General features: G+C 42.1%; 12 protein-coding genes. 6 read left to right on the top strand and 6 right to left on the bottom strand.

Features of this window, described 5'->3' with window-relative positions:
* Position 1 precedes the first annotated feature (1 nt).
* The 4 genes from JIG37_RS05230 to JIG37_RS05215 form a co-directional block, all read right to left on the bottom strand.
* A complete protein-coding gene (locus tag JIG37_RS05230) occupies positions 2-3,655 on the bottom strand; it encodes an SbcC/MukB-like Walker B domain-containing protein (RefSeq protein WP_199528854.1) in 3,654 nt (1,217 codons plus the stop codon).
* Positions 3,652-4,884 carry an exonuclease SbcCD subunit D C-terminal domain-containing protein gene (locus JIG37_RS05225; RefSeq protein WP_199528853.1) on the bottom strand — a complete coding sequence of 411 codons (1,233 nt, stop codon included), beginning with the start codon at positions 4,882-4,884 and terminating at the stop codon, positions 3,652-3,654. The genes JIG37_RS05230 and JIG37_RS05225 overlap by 4 nt, the downstream gene beginning before the upstream one ends.
* A 69-nt stretch (positions 4,885-4,953) precedes the next feature.
* Positions 4,954-5,190, bottom strand: a complete 237-nt coding sequence (locus JIG37_RS05220) for a hypothetical protein (protein ID WP_054553375.1) — start codon at positions 5,188-5,190, stop codon at positions 4,954-4,956.
* Between the two features lie 137 nt (positions 5,191-5,327).
* A complete protein-coding gene (locus JIG37_RS05215; RefSeq protein WP_054553376.1) occupies positions 5,328-5,561 on the bottom strand; it encodes a hypothetical protein in 234 nt (77 codons plus the stop codon).
* A gap of 267 nt (positions 5,562-5,828) precedes the next feature.
* On the opposite strand from JIG37_RS05215, the gene JIG37_RS05210 reads away from it, so the two are divergent.
* The 4 genes from JIG37_RS05210 to JIG37_RS05195 all read left to right on the top strand — a co-directional run bounded on the left by JIG37_RS05210 (position 5,829) and on the right by JIG37_RS05195 (position 10,370).
* Positions 5,829-8,267 carry a M1 family metallopeptidase gene (locus JIG37_RS05210; protein ID WP_054553377.1) on the top strand — a complete coding sequence of 813 codons (2,439 nt, stop codon included), beginning with the start codon at positions 5,829-5,831 and terminating at the stop codon, positions 8,265-8,267.
* Positions 8,267-8,770, top strand: a complete 504-nt coding sequence (locus JIG37_RS05205; RefSeq protein WP_054553378.1) for a DUF6702 family protein — start codon at positions 8,267-8,269, stop codon at positions 8,768-8,770. Before JIG37_RS05210 ends, JIG37_RS05205 begins: the two co-directional genes overlap by 1 nt.
* A 124-nt stretch (positions 8,771-8,894) precedes the next feature.
* Complete coding sequence (locus JIG37_RS05200; protein ID WP_166338222.1) at positions 8,895-9,512, top strand: HAD family hydrolase; 618 nt, start codon at positions 8,895-8,897, stop codon at positions 9,510-9,512.
* Positions 9,513-9,644: 132 nt separating this feature from the next.
* Entirely contained in the window at positions 9,645-10,370 is a 726-nt protein-coding gene (locus JIG37_RS05195; RefSeq protein WP_054553380.1) for a YebC/PmpR family DNA-binding transcriptional regulator, read from the top strand.
* 359 nt (positions 10,371-10,729) lie between these two features.
* Here the strand turns inward: JIG37_RS05195 and JIG37_RS05190 are convergent, their stop codons facing one another.
* A complete protein-coding gene (locus tag JIG37_RS05190) occupies positions 10,730-12,907 on the bottom strand; it encodes a malate synthase G (protein ID WP_199528889.1) in 2,178 nt (725 codons plus the stop codon).
* A gap of 227 nt (positions 12,908-13,134) precedes the next feature.
* Here JIG37_RS05190 and JIG37_RS05185 point away from each other — a divergent pair, with 227 nt between their 5' ends.
* Positions 13,135-14,736, top strand: coding sequence for an isocitrate lyase (locus JIG37_RS05185; protein WP_199528852.1), 1,602 nt, complete (start codon positions 13,135-13,137; stop codon positions 14,734-14,736).
* A 736-nt stretch (positions 14,737-15,472) separates the two neighbouring features.
* Here JIG37_RS05185 and JIG37_RS05180 read toward each other — a convergent pair.
* On the bottom strand, positions 15,473-17,494 hold the full coding sequence (locus JIG37_RS05180) for a S9 family peptidase (RefSeq protein ID WP_199528851.1): 2,022 nt from the start codon (positions 17,492-17,494) through the stop codon (positions 15,473-15,475).
* A gap of 162 nt (positions 17,495-17,656) precedes the next feature.
* On the opposite strand from JIG37_RS05180, the gene JIG37_RS05175 reads away from it, so the two are divergent.
* The gene (locus JIG37_RS05175) at positions 17,657-18,034 is read left to right on the top strand and encodes a VOC family protein (protein ID WP_138600122.1); all 378 of its coding nucleotides are present in this window, start codon (positions 17,657-17,659) and stop codon (positions 18,032-18,034) included.
* Positions 18,035-18,227 lie beyond the last annotated feature (193 nt).

Genomic DNA, 18,227 nt, shown 5'->3' with positions numbered 1-18,227 from the left:
TTTAAATAACTGAGATGGTCGAATAACCACCTGGTTTTTTCGCCACATGCACTTGCGTGGCAACGCGTTCGGTCATTTCTGATACGTGCGAAATAACCCCTACTTTGCGGCCTTGTGCTTGTAGTGAATCAAGAGCATCCATCGCGATGCTTAACGTTTCACTGTCCAACGTACCAAACCCTTCATCGATAAACAAAGAGTTTATTTGCACTTTATTCGACGATAACGAAGCAAGCCCAAGCGCCAGTGCTAACGACACTAAAAATGACTCACCGCCCGATAATGTATTAACAGAGCGCTGCTCATCGGCCATGTCTTTATCGATAATTGCGATATCGAGCGTTTGCCCTATGGCTGTTAATTTGTAGCGTTTATTTAGTGTCTGTAAGTGACTATTCGCGTAGTGCAGCAGTATTTTTAAGGTTTGCGTTTGCGCTAAATTACGCATGGTTTTGCCGCTGGCATCCCCTAAGACCTTATTGAGTAAATGCCAGTGCTCATAGCTTTTTTGCTGCTCAACCAATTGCTTTTGTTTATCAGCCAGCGCTTCGCTATTTTGTTGATGGGTTTTAAGCTCAGTCGCAACTTGCAATAATGCGTTATTTTCTTGTACTTGTTGCTCTGTGGCTTTATTAAGCTGTAATTGCAGCTCATCTTCACCGAGAGCTGGCTTGTCTTTTTGATGCTGAGCCAATGCCTGTTGTCGTTGTTTTAAAAGAGCCTCTGCGTCTTTTAAGCTACTTTCGCTGGTGTGGAAATCTGCCAGAGTTTGTTTGATTTCAGCGGGGTTTATCGTTAATAGCTGACTAACAACTTGCTCATCCAAGCTTGGGTGCTGCGATTTAAAATCATTAAACCACAGACTAAAACGCTCATTTAGCGCAGCTTGCTCTGCGGTGAGTTCTTTTTCACGCTCGTCAAAATTGGCGATTTGAATGGCTTGTTCGTCACGCGCTTTTATCGCGTTACTATGGGTTGCTTGGGCAAGTTGCAGTGCCTGCTGCGCTGAATCTATCGCCTTTTCAAGCTCTGCTATAAACTCATCTACCGATATCGCCGCGTTACTAAATAAGCCCTCGCGCTTTGATTGTATCTGCGTTAATTCGGTTTGAGTTTGGCTTAGTTGCTCGTTGCACTGAGTTAAAGAGGCATGTGCTTCGTTAAGTTGCGGCGTTACATGCGCAAGGTGCTGCTCAATGGCTTTTAAGTTCGTTTTAAGCTCATCCGCCGTTTGCAGCGAAGCTTGATAAGCCTCAACATGCTCTGCAATAACCTCTAAAGAAACGCTTTGTGTATTGAGTGCCTGCCACCAAGGTGCACTGGTGAACTGTTGATTCAGGGTCGTATAAAGCTGCTGATGCTCATCATTGAGCTCATTTAAACGAGTTTGCAGATTATTTAGCTGTTGCTGTAATTCGTTTAACTGCTGCTCTTTGCCATGTAGCGCTTGCCCTTGCTGATTATACTCAGCTTGCTTAGCCGCAAGCGTGTTTTGCAGCTGTTGTTGCTGTTCAAGGGTTTTGTAGTATTGCTGTTTTTGCAAGCTGAGCTGTTGTTGACGCTCGTTTAACTGATCTTCGGTTAAATCATTTAGCTCAGTACGATTAGCCGCCATGGTTTCTTTGAGGTTCTGTTGTTGAGCGCTCAGTTCCGAGATTTGCCCGCTTAACGAGCTTATCTGTTGGCTGCATGCCGACAGCTCATTACTTTTAGCTTGCTGTAATGCTTGCTGAGCTTTTAAGTGCTGTTTGGCGTTAGTTAGTTGGTTGGTAAAGTCGTTAATAAGTTGACTAAATTGCTCGTTTACCATTTCTTCATGCATAAACGGGTGCTCTTTTGAGCCACATACAGCACAAGGCTCCCCAGCCTTTAAAGTGGCGCGTAACTGGCTGACCCCTTCACTGGCTCTTAACTGCACTTGTTGTAAGTTTTGCTCACAAAACGAAACCTGCTGCTGTGCTTGCTCTGCCCCTTGCTGCGCATCTTTTAATGCTGTTTGTAGTTGCTGCTCAGTTTGGTTTAATGTGTTTAACTGGGTTTGCCAACTTTTTAACTGCTGATGATTAGTTTGCCATACTTGGCGCTTTTCAATCAGGTGTTTAATCGCCTCAAGCCTAGCGTCGATATCTGCCATTGATTGGGTGTTTAAACTCGATTTAAAGGCAGTATCTTGCTCATTTAGGCGCTTAATTTCTTGCTCAAGGGCTTGGTATTGAGTTTTACACTGTTGCGCAGCTGTTTGCTGCTCATCAATTTTAGGTTGAAGAGCTTTTACGTTTTGCTGTGATTGGCTAATTGTGTGCTGTTGCTGGCTAAAGCGGCTTAACTCACTTTTAAAGAATGACCAGTCTTTTGCTAATGGTTGCCATTGTGCATGTGTTTCTAAATAGCTATTTATTTGCGCTTGTTGATCGAGCTGTTTTTGCTGCTCTGCTTTATGGCTATTTAGTGTATTAGTCAGCTCTTGATGATGGTGCTTAGCTTTCTCTGCTTGTACTTTTTGCGCGGCTGTTTGCTGGTTTAATACAGCAAGTTGCTTATCTAACTCTCGGGCCTGGCTAATAATAGGCTGCGCGTCTTTTTGTGCTTGCTTTGCTTGGTTTAGTTGCGCGGTTTGCTTCTCAAGCGTTTGCTCAGCGTCTTTGATCACTGTTTTATGATCAACATTTAAAAGCTGCTCACGGTTTTTAATAAGTTGCCCATGTTGAGCAGCAATCGAAGTAACGCGCTCGCGGTTATCTTTTATTTCTAGGCATTGCTGGGCTTGTTTCGCTTCAGTGGCTTTTTCAGCAAGCGCGTGCATTTGTTGCTGTAATTCTTGCTTTGCTTGCTCTGCCTGGTTTAGCTGTTGTTGCTGCTGAGATGCTTGCTTGTACCACCCTTGGTACTGTTCAAATTGTTTTATTTGCTTTTGCAACTCAGCAAGTTTAGCTTCAAGCGCTTTTTGTTCTGCTTGTTTCGTTTCGACCTGTTCAGGGCTTAAAACCTGATAATTACTTAAACTTAACTTTAACTGCTCTAATGCTTGCAGCTGCTCACGATGGCGTTCAAAAATTCGCTGACCAATACGGCTAAATTTATCGGTGCCTGTTAAGCATTCAAGTAGTTGCGCACGCTCATCTCCGGTCGCTTTTAAAAATGCCGCAAATTCATGTTGCGCAAGAAGGACTGCTCGTGAGAACTGCTCAAAGCTCAAACCGATAATACGCTCGATTTCTTTACCTGCCGCGCTTCGATCGGCGATTAGGGTTTCATCGGGTAATGAGTGCAGGCTATGTTGTACAGGTTGTAACTTGCCATCGGCTTTATTACGCGCTCGGCTAAAGCTTAACCTTGCTCGGTACTGTTGTTTATCTTGGCCAATAAAGTCGACTTCGGCATAGCCCTGCCCTGCCCCGCGGCGTAATAAGTTTCGCGAGTCATTGAGTTTGATATTGTCGCCGTTAAAGTCAATTTTATTGCCTGTATCGCCGCGTAACCTTGCTGTTTTGTTATAAAGTGCTAAGCAAATGGCATCGAGTAATGTGCTTTTACCGGCGCCGGTATCACCGGTGATAGCAAACAACCCTGCTTCTTTTAAAGGCGAAGCGCTAAAGTCGACTTCGGCGTCTAAGATAGAGGCTAGTTGGTGAACACGAATCGCTAAAATTTTCATAGTAGGTCCTCTGCATTCAATTCATCGATCACTTGGCTTAGTAAGCTTTCTAATTCTTTTGGCACCGCCTGCCCTGCCATATCTTTATTGTTTGCAAATGCTTGCTCTAAAAGTGAATGTGGATTTAGCGCTTCAATTTGCGAGACATCTTCAAATAGGGTTTGTTCATCGTCTTGCTGGTTGCTTTGCTGACGTACTCTTTCAATGCCACAAAACTTAACCTGCTTACCTTCAAGGGCTTGTTCTATTTGTTCTCTGAAAGTGGTGTCAGTGTCATGGGCGCTCAATTTAACCCGCAGATAGGGCGCTAAATCTTCATCTGTTAAATCGAGCTGTTTTATAAGCTCACAGAGTTCGTTCAGTGGCACACAGTCTTTTTCTGGTAGTAACATGACTTTACAGAAGCTAGGAATGTAAAGGGGGTTTACAGAAGTACCTGAGTCAGTAAGCTCGACTATTACAACTTGATGTTGGTAACGCCTTTCAGAAAATGACATCGGCATTGGCGTGCCACTGTAGCGAATGGTCTCTTTCTTCGCGACGCTTTGAGCCTTATGAAGATGCCCTAGTGCGACATAATCAGGTTGATCAGTAAATATGCTTGCCGATATCGCATCTTCACCACCAATCACTAAGTTACGTTCAGAATCAGATGAGATGTCTCCACCTTTTGCATGCAGGTGGCCCATAGCAATTAATGGCGCGCTTGGTAATTCGCTTGCTGTTTGTAATGCATCTTTGTAGGCAAGGGCAACGCCTTGATTGTATGTTAGCGGCTGCTCTTGTTGACGGTTATAACTGCTTAAATCACTACTTCGTAAAAACGGCATAGCAACAACATTCGCATCGCCGTTTTTTGTGCTGATTGGCAGTACTACTTCATGAGGAGCATTACTATCAAAGCGGCCAACAACATAGGTATCAAACTGAGCCAATAAAGGCTTTGCCGCCATAATGCGATTTGCTGAATCGTGGTTACCAGCAATAATCACTATGTGTAAGTCAGGGCAATGCTGCTTAGTGGTTTTAATAAATTGGTAGAGTTGGTTTTCTGCGCTGGCAGGAGGTGTTGCCGTATGATAAATGTCACCCGCAACCAGTAGTAAGTCAATCTTCTCTGACACAAGCGTATCGGTTAACCAAGCTAGAAATGCTTGATGCTCATCGAATCGGGAATGCTCGTAGAATTGTTGGCCTAAATGCCAATCAGATGTATGAAGGACTTTCATTAAACGCTCTTATTATATATTAAGAGCGTCAATATACCTAAGCTGAGCCAAGATGCCCAGCCTGGTTTGTTAACTTAAGCTATACCAAGCAAAAACCACCATTGGCAAAGCTAACAATGCCATTATCATAGGTACTTTAAGCGCTTTAGTTTGCTTAGCTTGTAAAATCTTAAGGGCATTTGTTTCATTACATGCCGCTACTTTGTCGATATAAAAATACCCTGAATCTAGGTACTGTTTACAATTTTGTTCGTCCGCTGGAATTGCAATTAGTTCTTGTTGTTTTTTTAGGATATAGAAATCCATACGCTCACCGAATTCTATGCTGATTACCAAACATTTTGGGGTTAAAATGCATGCTGCGTAGACCCCAAAATCAAAAAAGTGGGCGATTTTAAATATAAATGGCAGTAAATTTCAATAGCAAATGCTACAAAAATTACTTAATTGCAAAAAATAATTATGGATAGGGTCAAAATAACCAATGAAGATGACCAAATTAGCCATTTGTTAGCTCTTTTAATCTCTGGTTTTGTTCGTGATAGGGCGTCTGACTCATCACATGCATTGATGACCTCAACAAACTTAAAACCACGTTCTTGGTACTCATTTAAGATTGATTCTTGCGCAGGAATGGCTGCTAAACGAGAGTCTTTTTTTACAATATAAAACTTCATCTAATCACCCTTTCATCATTAACTAGAATTTAAGTAGATTACCTTCTCTTTAACTGTAATGCTTTGGAATGAATTAGTGCTGAATTAAAATTAATCAGTTTTTGTAAACCCCCTTTACAAGATATTAATTAAAAAAAGCAACAATTAATCTTGATTAGTAATAACCGATGAATACTACCTGAAAAATACCGCAATTTATCGTGATAATGTTGCAACTTTGTTTTTAGTTTGCGATGTTACGGTTGCAAACTAATTACAGGATAAACAATGAAAAAAGCAGTTCTCAAATTGAGTGCTTTGGTATTGCCTTTAGCAGTATCTTCAGCTGTTATGGCGTCATCTGTTGAGCAAACTAAAGGCTCATTCGTTGACAAGTTCCGTCAGCTAGATGAAGCACTTCCAACTCCAAACGTATACCGTAGTGCGGCCGGTGAGCCTGCTGAAAATTACTGGCAACAGCAAGTAAACTACGACATCGATGTAAAGCTAGATGAAAAGAAACGTCGCTTAACAGCAAGCCAAACTATCGAATACAAAAATAACTCGCCGCACACCTTAAAGTATCTTTGGTTACAGCTAGACCAAAATATCTTTAAATCTGACTCAATTGCTGAAATGACATCTACTTTCAATGGTAAAACATTGCAAGGTGATCCTCAGCCAAAATCAACTAAATTGAGCTTAGGTCAGTTACGTCGTCAGCAATTTATGGCCGACAACGAGCTGGGTTATCAAATCGCCAATGTTAAAGACGAAGACGGAAAAGAGCTTAAAGTTACTGTAGTAGATACCTTAATGCGTATCGACTTAAACGAGCCGCTTAAACCGGGAAAAGACGTTGAGTTCAGCATGGACTTCGCCTTTAACATTGTTGAAGAAGACGCCGTTGGTGCACGTTCAGGTTATGAACACTTTGAAGAAGATGGTAACGATATCTTCTTATTAGCGCAATGGTTCCCTCGTCTTGCTGCATACACTGATTATGAAGCGTGGACTAACAAAGCTTTCTTAGGCAGCGGTGAGTTCACACTTGAGTTTGGTGATTACGATGTAGAAATTACAGTACCTGCTGACCATATCGTATCGGCAACGGGTCAGCTTGATAACCCAAGCAGCGTTCTGACTAGCACACAGCGTAAGCGTCTTGAACAAGCTGAAGATGCTAAGCGCCCTGTTTTCATCGTGACTGAAGAAGAAGCGTTAGAAAACGAAAAAGAAGGCACAAACAAAACGAAAACATGGCATTTTAAAGCTGAAAATGTACGTGACTTTGCGTGGGCTTCTTCACGTAAGTTTATGTGGGATGCAAAAGGCTATCATCAAGGCGGTAAAGATCAGCCGTTAGTAATGGCGATGTCTTTTTACCCTAAAGAAGGTGGTGACCTTTGGAAGAAGTATTCTACTGAGTCAGTAGTTCATACAATGGAAGTGTATTCACGCTTCTCGTTTGACTACCCTTACCCAGTTGCTCAATCTGTAAATGGCCCTGTAGGCGGTATGGAATACCCTATGATCACCTTCAATGGCCCGCGTACAGATCTACAAGAAGATGGAACTCGTACCTACTCCCAAGCAGAAAAACGCTTCTTGATCGGTGTGGTTATCCATGAAATTGGCCACATTTACTTTCCTATGATCGTCAATTCTGATGAACGTCAATGGACGTGGATGGATGAAGGCCTTAACAGCTTCTTAGATGGTGTTGCTGGTCGCGAATGGGACCACACTATTCCTTGGGGTGTTGAGCCTCGCGACATCGTTGAGTACATGAAGTCTGAAAACCAAGTGCCTGTTATGACACAGTCAGACAGCGTATTACGTTTAGGCCCTAATGCTTATACTAAGCCTGCTGCTGCACTTAACATTTTACGTGAAGTGATCCTTGGCCGTGAGCTATTCGACTTTGCATTCAAAGAATATGCACAGCGTTGGAAATACAAGCGCCCTACTCCTGCTGATTTCTTCCGCACTATGGAAGAAGCGTCAGGTGTTGACCTTGATTGGTTCTGGCGTGGTTGGTTCTACACCACAGATCACGTTGATATCTCGCTAGACAAGGTTTACCAACTTCGTTTAGATACCAAAAATCCTGATATCGACTTTAATCGTTTACGTGATATCGAAGCTGACAAGCCAATGCCGTTATTCGTAAAACGTAATAAAGAAGAAGGTAAAAAACTGTGGGTTGAAGAAAACCCAGATGTAACTGACTTCTACGACGAAAACGACCGTTTCACAGTAACTAACAAAGAGCGTAACGCGTATAACAAATTCCTTAAAGGATTAGAGCCTTGGGAGCGTAAAACGTTTGAGCGTGCAATCAAAGAAGATAAAAACTACTACGTACTTGAGTTCTCAAACTTAGGTGGTTTAGTCATGCCTATCTTATTAGAGCTTACTTATGAAGATGGTACGAAAGAAGAGCAGTACATTCCGGCTGAAATCTGGCGTCGTAACCACAAGCATGTACAAAAGCTAATTGTTACAGAAAAAGGTAAAAACCTAGTGTCTGTTACAGTGGACCCTCGCTGGGAAACAGCGGATGTTGATGTAGAAAACAATAACTACCCGCGTCGTATTATTCCATCACGTATTGAAGTGTACAAACGTGAGAAGAGTAAAGCGAAAGTCAGCCGCGATATCATGCAAGATATTAAAACTGAGCTGAAAAAAGACGACGAAAATGATGCCCAGGAGCAACAATAATGCGCTTTATAGCCATTATTTTTGCTTTATTACTGAGTGCGCCAACCATGGCGCACCAGTTAAAAGCGTCTGTGACTACCGTGTTATTTAACAAACGCACCAACAATATTGAGCTGATGCATCGTTTTTATTTACATGATACAGAGCACGCCGTTGAATATTTGTTTGACGGCAATGCTGATATTTTATCAAATAAAGAAGATCAGAAGCGTTTTGCTGATTATGTTGAGTCACATATTGCTCTACAAACTTTAGATGGCAAGCCGCTTGAGCTTAAAGATGTGGGTGCGCAAGTTGATGGTAAATTCTTTTGGGTTTACCAAGAAGTCATGATCCCTGAGGGAATTCATGGTATTCGAATGAGCAACGGAGCACTTCGCGACCTATGGCCAACACAAGTGAATATGGTAAATATTGAGGGTAAAGGTAAGGTAAAAACGCTGACCTTTAGCCAAGATGATACTTGGCTTGAGGCTAGATTTGAGCCGGTCAATCCAGAGTAATAGCAGTCCTAAAGGATTAAAAAAGTTACTTTTTTAATCCTTTGATCCTTTAATAAACCCATTTCGTAAACTATCTTATTAATGGGCATCAACATTTTCCCACTTCTCATATACAGGGATTTATATGACTATCCATGACAACAATATCCGTGGCGTAATTTTTGACTTAGATGGTACTTTGGTTTCATCGGAGTTGGATTTTTCACTGATCAAAGCACAGGTAGGCTGTCCGCTTGATAATGACTTACTTGCTTACATTGCTTCGTTACCTTCGCCTTACATGCGTGAAGAAGCGATGAATATTGTTCATCAGCATGAACTTATTGATGCGCAGCATGCGCATTTATTGCCAGGCGTTGCTGAGGCAATTAAGAGGCTGAAAGAAAATAACATCCCGATGGCGATTGTGACTCGCAACTACGACCGTGCAGCTGCCATTAAATTAAAGAATAACCCCTTACCAATAGAAACCGTGTTGACTCGCTCTGATGCGCCTGCTAAGCCTGATCCAAGTGCTTTAAATGCGATTGCGACATTATGGGAGCTTGATCAGTCTGAGTTACTGTATGTCGGCGATTACTTATTTGATATACAAGCAGCTCACAATGCCAACATGCGTGCTTGCTTGTACGCGCCAGATGAAATTCCTGAGTATGCAAATCAGGCCGATTATGTAATGCATCATTTTTCAGAACTACCTACTTTGGTTGACTCATTCCAAGAAAATAAAGTGTTATGTTAAATAGCTTTGTTTTTTATTTTTCCTGAGATTTATTGTTAGTTTTTTATTTTTCAAAATGCCCTAGTACTAGCCCAAGCTGTCATGAGTTGCTAAAATATCGGCAATTATCAAATGTATTCATAGAGGCATAAGATGGGCAGAGCATTTGAAGTCCGCAAAAACGCCATGGCTAAAACAGCCAATGCAAAAACTAAAGTAAATTCTAAGTATGGTAAAGAAATCTACGTTGTTGCTAAAAATGGCGAACCAGATCCAGAAGTAAACCAAGCGCTAAAACGTATTATTGAGCGTGCAAAAAAAGACCAAGTTCCAGCACACGTAATCGACAATGCGATTAAAAAAGCAGCCGGTGGAGCAGGGGAAGACTACTCTCCAGCACGTTACGAAGGCTATGGCCCGGGTAACTGTATGGTTATTGTGGACTGTTTAACTGATAACCCTAACCGTACTATTAAAGATGTACGTTTACCGTTCACTAAAACAGATTCAAAAATTGGCACACCGGGTTGTGTAGCGCATATGTTCGACCACTTAGCTGTTTTAGGCTTTGAAGGCGATGACGACGAAGTTGTACTTGAAGCGCTAATGATGGCTGATGTAGACGTAACAGATGTAGAAGTAGAAGACGGCAAAGTATCTGTATTCGCTCCACATACTGAGTACTACAAAGCAAAAACAGCTCTTGAAGAAGCATTTGAAGGTATCAACTTTGAAGTAGACGAAATCACGTTTGTTCCACAAGTTCATACTGACATCACTGATCCAGATGATATCGCAAACTTTGAAAAGTTTATTTCTATGCTTGATGACTGTGATGACGTGCAAAACGTTTATCACAATGCGATTGTTAAAAACTAATTTTTAAAAAATTAGTACGTATTAGTACGTAAAAAGGGGCATTTGGTAACAAATGCCCCTTTTTTAATAGATTTTCATTATGCCATGAATGGTGGCTATTCACTGTCGTTATGAGTTTATACCAATACGCTTAATTTAGTGGTCTATTTTGAGGCAATAAAACCTCGTTGATAACAAGGCAAAAGTTTCGTTATTTAGTTGTTCTAAATCAGAAATTTTTAACGCAGGTAGCGACAGGTTTAATCCCTCAAAATAATTAAGTATTATTGCGGATTGGTATCAGTTGATATTAGCAAAAAAAAGCAGCCCTTGGGCTGCTATGAACGACACATGAAACTCGAAGGGGAGTTGTGTAGTGGCTAATTTAACGATTTATACTTTATACGGAACGCATGCAATAATGGTTCAGTATAGCCACTAGGTTGTTTAACTCCCTCTAATACAAGGGCTAAAGCTGCTTGATAAGCAACACTTTGTGCTAAAGTTTCGGCTGAATCAGCCATATTATTGTAGGCCGGATCACCTTCATTTTGACCATCAACAACTTTCGCCATACGTGCCATGGTTTTTCTAATTTGCTCTTCAGAACAAACGCCATGATACAGCCAGTTGGCCATGTGCTGGCTTGAAATACGCAGTGTGGCACGGTCTTCCATTAAACCGACATGGTTGATGTCTGGTACTTTTGAGCAACCAATACCTTGGTCAATCCAACGCACAACATAACCTAAAATACCCTGAGCGTTGTTATCAAGTTCGGCTTGAATATCTTCTTTGCTTAAGCTGCTGGCATCTTTCATAAGCGGTGGAGTGAGTAAGCTAGTAAGGCTTGCTTCTTTGCGGTCCATAAGCGCTTTTTGGCAGGCAAATACATCAATATCGTGATAATGCATTGCATGTAGGGTTGCAGCAGTAGGAGAGGGCACCCAAGCGGTATTTGCACCACTTTTCGGGTGACCACTTTTTTGTTCCATCATTAACGCCATTTTATCTGGCATTGGCCACATACCCTTACCAATCTGTGCTTTACCACTAAGGCCAGTTGCAAGACCAATATCTACGTTGCGATCTTCGTATGCGCTGATCCAAGGTTCAAGCTTAATAGCGCCTTTTGGCAGTACTACACCTGCTTGCATTGAAGTATGAATTTCGTCACCAGTGCGGTCTAAGAAGCCGGTATTGATGAATACAACACGCTTTTTAGCTTCGAAAATACAGGCTTTTAAGTTAGCTGAAGTACGACGCTCTTCATCCATAATACCCATTTTAATGGTGTTTGCAGGCAAGCCTAACAGCTGCTCAACGCGGGTAAACAGGGTATTAGTGAAGGCAACTTCTTCTGGACCATGCATTTTTGGCTTAACAATATTAATACTATTAGCCGTTGAATTTTTAAGGCTACCTGTAGCTTTTAAGTCATGAAGTGCAGCGGTGCTAGTGATAATGGCATCCATAATGCCTTCAAACACGTCATTGCCCTCACTATCTTGGATAGCTGGATTAGTCATTAAGTGGCCAACATTACGCACAAACATCATGCTACGACCTTTTAGCGTGATTGTTTCGCCATTTACACCTTGATATTGGCGATCTTCTGCTAAACGGCGTTCAATGGTTTTACCTTCTTTGTTAAATGCTTCTACTAGGTTTCCTTGCATTAAACCAAGCCAGTTTTGATAGACGTTTACTTTGTCTTCGGCATCAACGGCAGCAACGGAATCTTCACAGTCCATAATCGTTGTAAGGGCTGCTTCTAGTAGTACATCTTTAAGGCCTGCTTTATCTGCTTGGCCTATTGGGTGATGATGGTCTATTTGTAGCTCAATATGTAAGCCATTATTTTTCAATAAGATAGCGCTTGGATTTTGCGCTTCACCTTGGTAACCAATAAGTTGTTCAGGGTTTGCTAGGCGAACCTGACTACTATCACGTAATGTGATTAAAAGCTCATTATTAACCACTGCATAGCTGGTGCTTTCGATGTGTGAGCCGTTTGCTAAAGGCAGTGCTTTATCAAGGAACTGGCGGGCATAAGCCATGACTTTAAAGCCACGCACAGGGTTGTATGTAGAGCCTTTCTCAGCGCCGTCGTCTTCACTTAATACATCTGTGCCGTATAGCGCATCATACAGTGAGCCCCAGCGCGCATTTGCGGCGTTTAAGGCAAAGCGTGCATTACTCACTGGCACAACAAGCTGTGGCCCAGCTGTGTTTGCGATTTCAGGCTCTACTTGCTCTGTTTCTATGCTGAAACTAGCTGGCTCAGGAACAAGGTAGCCAATGTCTTCAAGGAATGCTTGATAGTTAGCAGCATCCCATACCGGCTGCTGCTTATGGTAGTCATCAATCTTAGCTTGTAGTTGTTCGCGTTTTTCTAAAAGCGCACGATTGATTGGCGTTAGTTCATTGACGATATCAGCAAAACCTTGCCAAAAAGTGTCTGTGCTAATGCCTGTTCCTGGTAAAAGTTGCTGTTCAACAAACTGTGCAAGTTGTTGATCAACGCTTAAACCGTTAAGTGAGAGAGTGGTCATAATAATGTCCTTTAAACGAGCTTAAATTGATCATTCATGGTTCAACCATATCGTAAAAAAGGCTAATAAGCAGGCTATTTACCATTCACTAAAAATATAGTGGTAATAACAACTATAAATTTACTAAATTCCAAAAATCCGCCTAATGTTGAATTAAGCGTTACGAAGCAAACGCCAAGTAGCCACTCTCACTAACAAAAAATAGATAACCCGTTCGAAGGATTTTTATTATGACAACATATCAACGCGAAACCGATAACTTAGCTACTTTATGTCAATCACAAGGCAAAACGTGGCAGTCAATCAACCCAGAATACGCAAGCCGTATGCGTTTACAAAACCGTTTTCGTACGGGTCTAGACATTGCTCAATATACTGCAGACATTATGCGTGCAGACATGGCTGCTTATGATGCTGACCACAGCCAATACACACAATCATTAGGTTGTTGGCATGGTTTTACTGCACAGCAAATGATGATGGCAATTAAACGTCATAACAAAACAACTAAACGCAGCTATGTATACCTAAGTGGCTGGATGGTTGCGGCACTTCGCTCTGAGTTTGGTCCATTACCTGACCAAAGTATGCATGAAAAAACATCTGTTCCAGCGCTAATCGAAGAAATCTACACTTTCTTAAAGCAAGCTGATGCACGTGAGCTTGACCACCTTTACAAAGACCTAGACGAAGCGAAAGCAAACGGCGGTGACGTTCAAGCAGTGCTAAATAAAATCGATAACTTCGAAAGCCATGTTGTGCCAATTATTGCTGATATCGATGCGGGTTTCGGTAACGAAGAAGCAACTTACCTACTTGCTAAAAAGATGATTGAAGCGGGTGCATGTGCTATCCAAATCGAGAACCAAGTATCTGACGCAAAACAATGTGGTCACCAAGCTGGTAAAGTAACTGTACCGCATGAAGATTTCCTAGCAAAAATTAACGCGGTTCGTTACGCATTCTTAGAGCTTGGCATTGATAACGGTATTATCGTTGCTCGTACTGACTCATTAGGTGCAAGCCTTACTCAAAAAGTGCCAGTATCTAAAACTCCTGGCGACCTTGCTAGCCAATACACGTCGTTCCTTGAAACAACACCAGTAAACAGTGTGGATGACTTAAACGAAGGCGACACTGCAATGAAGCTGAATGGTCAGCTTTGCAAACCAACACGTTTAGATAATGGTTTATACCAGTTCCGTGAAGGTACAGAGAAAGACCGCGTAGTTCTTGATTGTGTAACTAGCTTACAATCTGGCGCAGACTTACTGTGGATTGAAACAGAAAAGCCAAACGTTAAACAAATCGCTGAGCTTGTTAACCGCGTTAAAGAGCAAGTACCCAATGCTAAGCTGGTATACAACAACTCACCATCGTTCAACTGGACACTTAAATTCCGTGAGCAAGTTTATGCTGAATGGCAAGAACAAGGTAAAGACCTATCTGCTTACCCAAGCATTGATGACAATAAGGCATTAATGGCGCCAGAAATGGATGACACAGAGCTTGCTGCGGCAGCAGACGTACTTGTACAAAACTTCCAAAAAGATGGTGCACGTGAAGCGGGTATCTTCCATCACCTAATCACGCTACCAACTTACCATACAGCGGCGCTAAGCACTGATATTCTATCAGAAGGCTATTTCGGCGACCTAGGAATGCTGGCGTATGTTCGCGACGTACAACGTCAAGAAATCCGCCGTGAGCAAGCATCAGTGAAACACCAAGACCTAGCAGGTTCAAACATTGGTGATACTCATAAAGAGTACTTTTCTGGTGATAATGCGCTTAAAGCCGGTGGTGAAGCAAATACCATGAACCAGTTCTAACCAAGTTGTAATTTCCTTTATAGCTATTCAATAATGTTGTTAGGGGCCTTCGGGCCCTTTTTCATTTGAAGCTGCTAGCTTTCAGCCGTCAGCCATCAGACTCGCACCTCGTATCTCGTATCTCGTAGTTCGGATCACTCTTTAACCAAGTCTTGGATCAGCCATTTACTAGCTTTATAAAAATACAGATCACGCATTTACCAGCGTTAGAATTTTAGATCAGTATTTAACTACCTCCGCCGTATAAGTCTTAATTTAGGGCCTATTGCCTTATTACAGCCTATAGAATGGTTAAAATTGGCTCATATAAATGGCAATTTAATGTTGTTTTGTAGAATCTTGTGATTTACAAACCGATTTTTTATTAACTCACTCAAGCCATAAACCGATTTTTTACCAACTCAACACCCTTACAAACCAAAATTTTACTAACTGAAGCTAGGTTTTTAGCGGCGCAAACCGGTTTTTTACTAACTCAAGTTACTGATTTTGGCTATAAACCGATTTTTTACTAACTGCTTTTGGATTAATGTCCGATATTTGAGAGGTGTATGTAAGGAGTTACTCACATTTTGACTGTAAAGGGGGTTTACAGAAAAGAGAGCTGTCAGCTTTCAGCCGTCAGCTATCAGATTGAAATTCAAAAGTTAGAAAATAGCAGCGGGTTTATCCCGCGTTATGGTTTATATATGGCGCGGCATAAAGCCGCACCTAAACTATTGCTCGCAACCCGCAACTACTTACTATGTTTATCAAACCACCATTGAATATAGGCGACTTTGGTCATCAGGTTTGATGGGCGCGCGGTAATACCATGTGAGGCATTAGGAATACGCACCATCGCTGTATCAACGCCTTGAAGCTTTAACGCTTGGTAAAATTGCTCGGTTTCAGAAATCGGCGTGCGATAGTCTGATTCACCAGTTAACAGCATAGTGGGTGTTTTTACATTGCCCACATAGCTAATTGGAGAGCGCTTCATATAATGCTCAATATTGTCCCATGGTTTACCTGGGAACCAATAGTCAGCAAAGAAAGGGTAGAAATCAGCAGTTAGTACAAAGCTGATCCAATTGATTACAGGTTTAGCAACAACAGCGGCTGCAAAGCGGTCTGTATGACCTACAATCCATGCAGTTAAAACACCGCCACCTGAACCGCCGGTGACAAACAACTTACTCTCATCAATAAAGCCCTTATTGATGACAGCATCAACACCTGTCATCAAGTCATCAAAGTCATTACTTGGGTAGTTATGATGAATTGTTTGCGCAAACTCTTTACCGTATGAGTCACTGCCGCGTGGGTTCATATACAGTACAACATTACCTTTGGCTGCGTATAATTGTACTTCAGGGCTAAAGTGAGGGCCGTAGTTTGCAACAGGACCGCCGTGGATCTCTAAAACAAGTGGATACTTTTTGTTTTTATCAAAGCCCGGCGGGTAAGCAATCCAACCTTGAATAGCCAAGCCATCGTGGCTTGATTTAACCCAAATTTCTTCAACCTTAGCCAGCTCTTTGTCGCCCAGCGCATCTTCGTTTAATTGCGTTAAACGTGCGGTTTTACCACGCTTAATTAATGCTACATCAGCTGGACGCTGGGTATCTGCAAGTGTGAATGCAACTTCACCATCTTCGCTCACATCAAAGTCACCACCTGAATATGGGCGACCAAAGGCGACACTACCAATCTCTGAGGTAATCACCTTATGTTTACCACTACGCGGCTGGTAAGCTAGGTGAGTTTTACCTTCACTATCGTAGCTAAAATAAAGACCTCTGCCGCTATCATCCCATTTAATGCTTTCGACACTACGGTCTAAATCAGCAGTGAGTACTGAGGTTTTGCCTGATTTTAAATCAAGTAAATAAATGTCGTTATTTTCATAGTTAGTTTTTTTGTCGTCGTAGCCTGTGTATGCAAGGTAACGACCATTTGGCGAGACTTTAGGGCGTGAATCTGGGCCTTTACGGTCTGTTATTTGGGTAATTGAACGATCCGCTAAGCTAAGTTTATAGATATCAGATTCAGTTGGGTGTAATTCATTGTCTTCATAGCGATTAGCCGAAAAATAAAACGCATCGCCTTGTTCGTTAAAGCTAATAGCACCACCATGATCAAAATCACCAGAACTTAATTGACGTGCATTGCCGCCCGTTGCACTGATGATAAAAAAGTGACGATAACCTTTTTCAGAGTAGCCACCGCCATCGGCACGGTAATAGGTATCGTCAATATATTTAGCTGGCTCTGCCCACTTAGCGCCTTCAGGCTTGCCCGGTAAAGACACTGGGCTTGCTGATTTTGCTGGCACAAACTGGCTAAACACCAATTGTTTGCCATCTGGCGTCCAAGTTAATCCGCCAGGGCTTTGCGTTAGGTTACTAATTTTTGCTACGTTACCGGTTTTTAACCATTTTACATAGATTTGGCTGCTACCATCTCGGGTAGAAATAAACGCTAAACGAGTTTCATCTGGTGACAATACCGGAGAGTAATCCATATGCACGCCAGACGTTAGCGGTAGCATGGTTTTACCATCTGGGTTTACTGACCAAATATTACTGACTTTACGGTCGCTTTTAATATCCATGCGATTACGCACAAAGTAAATTGTATCGCCATTTTTTGTCATTTCTATTTGGTTGGCGTATTCAAGATCAAAAACATTTTCAAGTTGAAAGGTATTGCTAGCTCCTGCATGGCTGTAAAAGCTGGCTGCTGCAAGCAGTGCTAAAGACGTTTTAAACTTCATTTTATTTCCTTGTTAGTGAGCAGAAATTAGGGCGTGTTAACCTGTTATAAAGTAACAACCATCAGAAATATAGTCCATTGCGATGAATGGAGAAATCAATAGACAGATGGTCATTTCCCTTTTATGTTGAGTACAGACACTTTTAAACGTAAGGAGCACACAATGATAGGTTACATCATGTTAGGCACTAACAACCTAGCTAAAGCAGTAAAGTATTACGATGAATTGTTCGCCACTCTAAGCGCCGAGCGCTTTTTAGAAACTGACCGCTTTGTGGCATGGAGCACAGGCCAAGATAAGCCCGGTTTTGCGGTTACCAAACCTTATAACGATGAAAAAGCCACAGTAGGTAACGGCACTATGATTGCTCTGGCAGTCGACACCCCAGCCCAAGTAGATGCCTTTTATAAAAAAGCCATAGAACTAGGTGGCACAGATGAAGGTGCCCCCGGCCCACGCGAAATGCCCGGCTTTTATGCGGGATACTTTAGAGACTTAGACGGTAACAAACTTAATGTGTTTTGTTTTACGCATGGGTGAGGGGAGTGAGCGAGGGAAAGTGAGCTGTAAACTTTCAGCCGTCAGCTATCAGATTGAAAGTTAACAGGCGCTAGGCTCTAGGAAACAGGGCCTAGCTTATGTAGCTTTATGCCGCGTAACTCTTAACTCTTCTTTGCGCTATGCTCACATGGCACGCCAGTAACATCGCATACCTACCGGCTCTTCGCGCGAA

The organism is Pseudoalteromonas sp. bablab_jr010, from assembly GCF_016464105.1.
In the GTDB taxonomy this organism is placed as follows: domain Bacteria; phylum Pseudomonadota; class Gammaproteobacteria; order Enterobacterales; family Alteromonadaceae; genus Pseudoalteromonas; species Pseudoalteromonas simplex.
The sequence above is the reverse complement of the archived record's forward strand: the minus strand, read 5'-3'. Positions and strand labels throughout refer to the sequence as shown.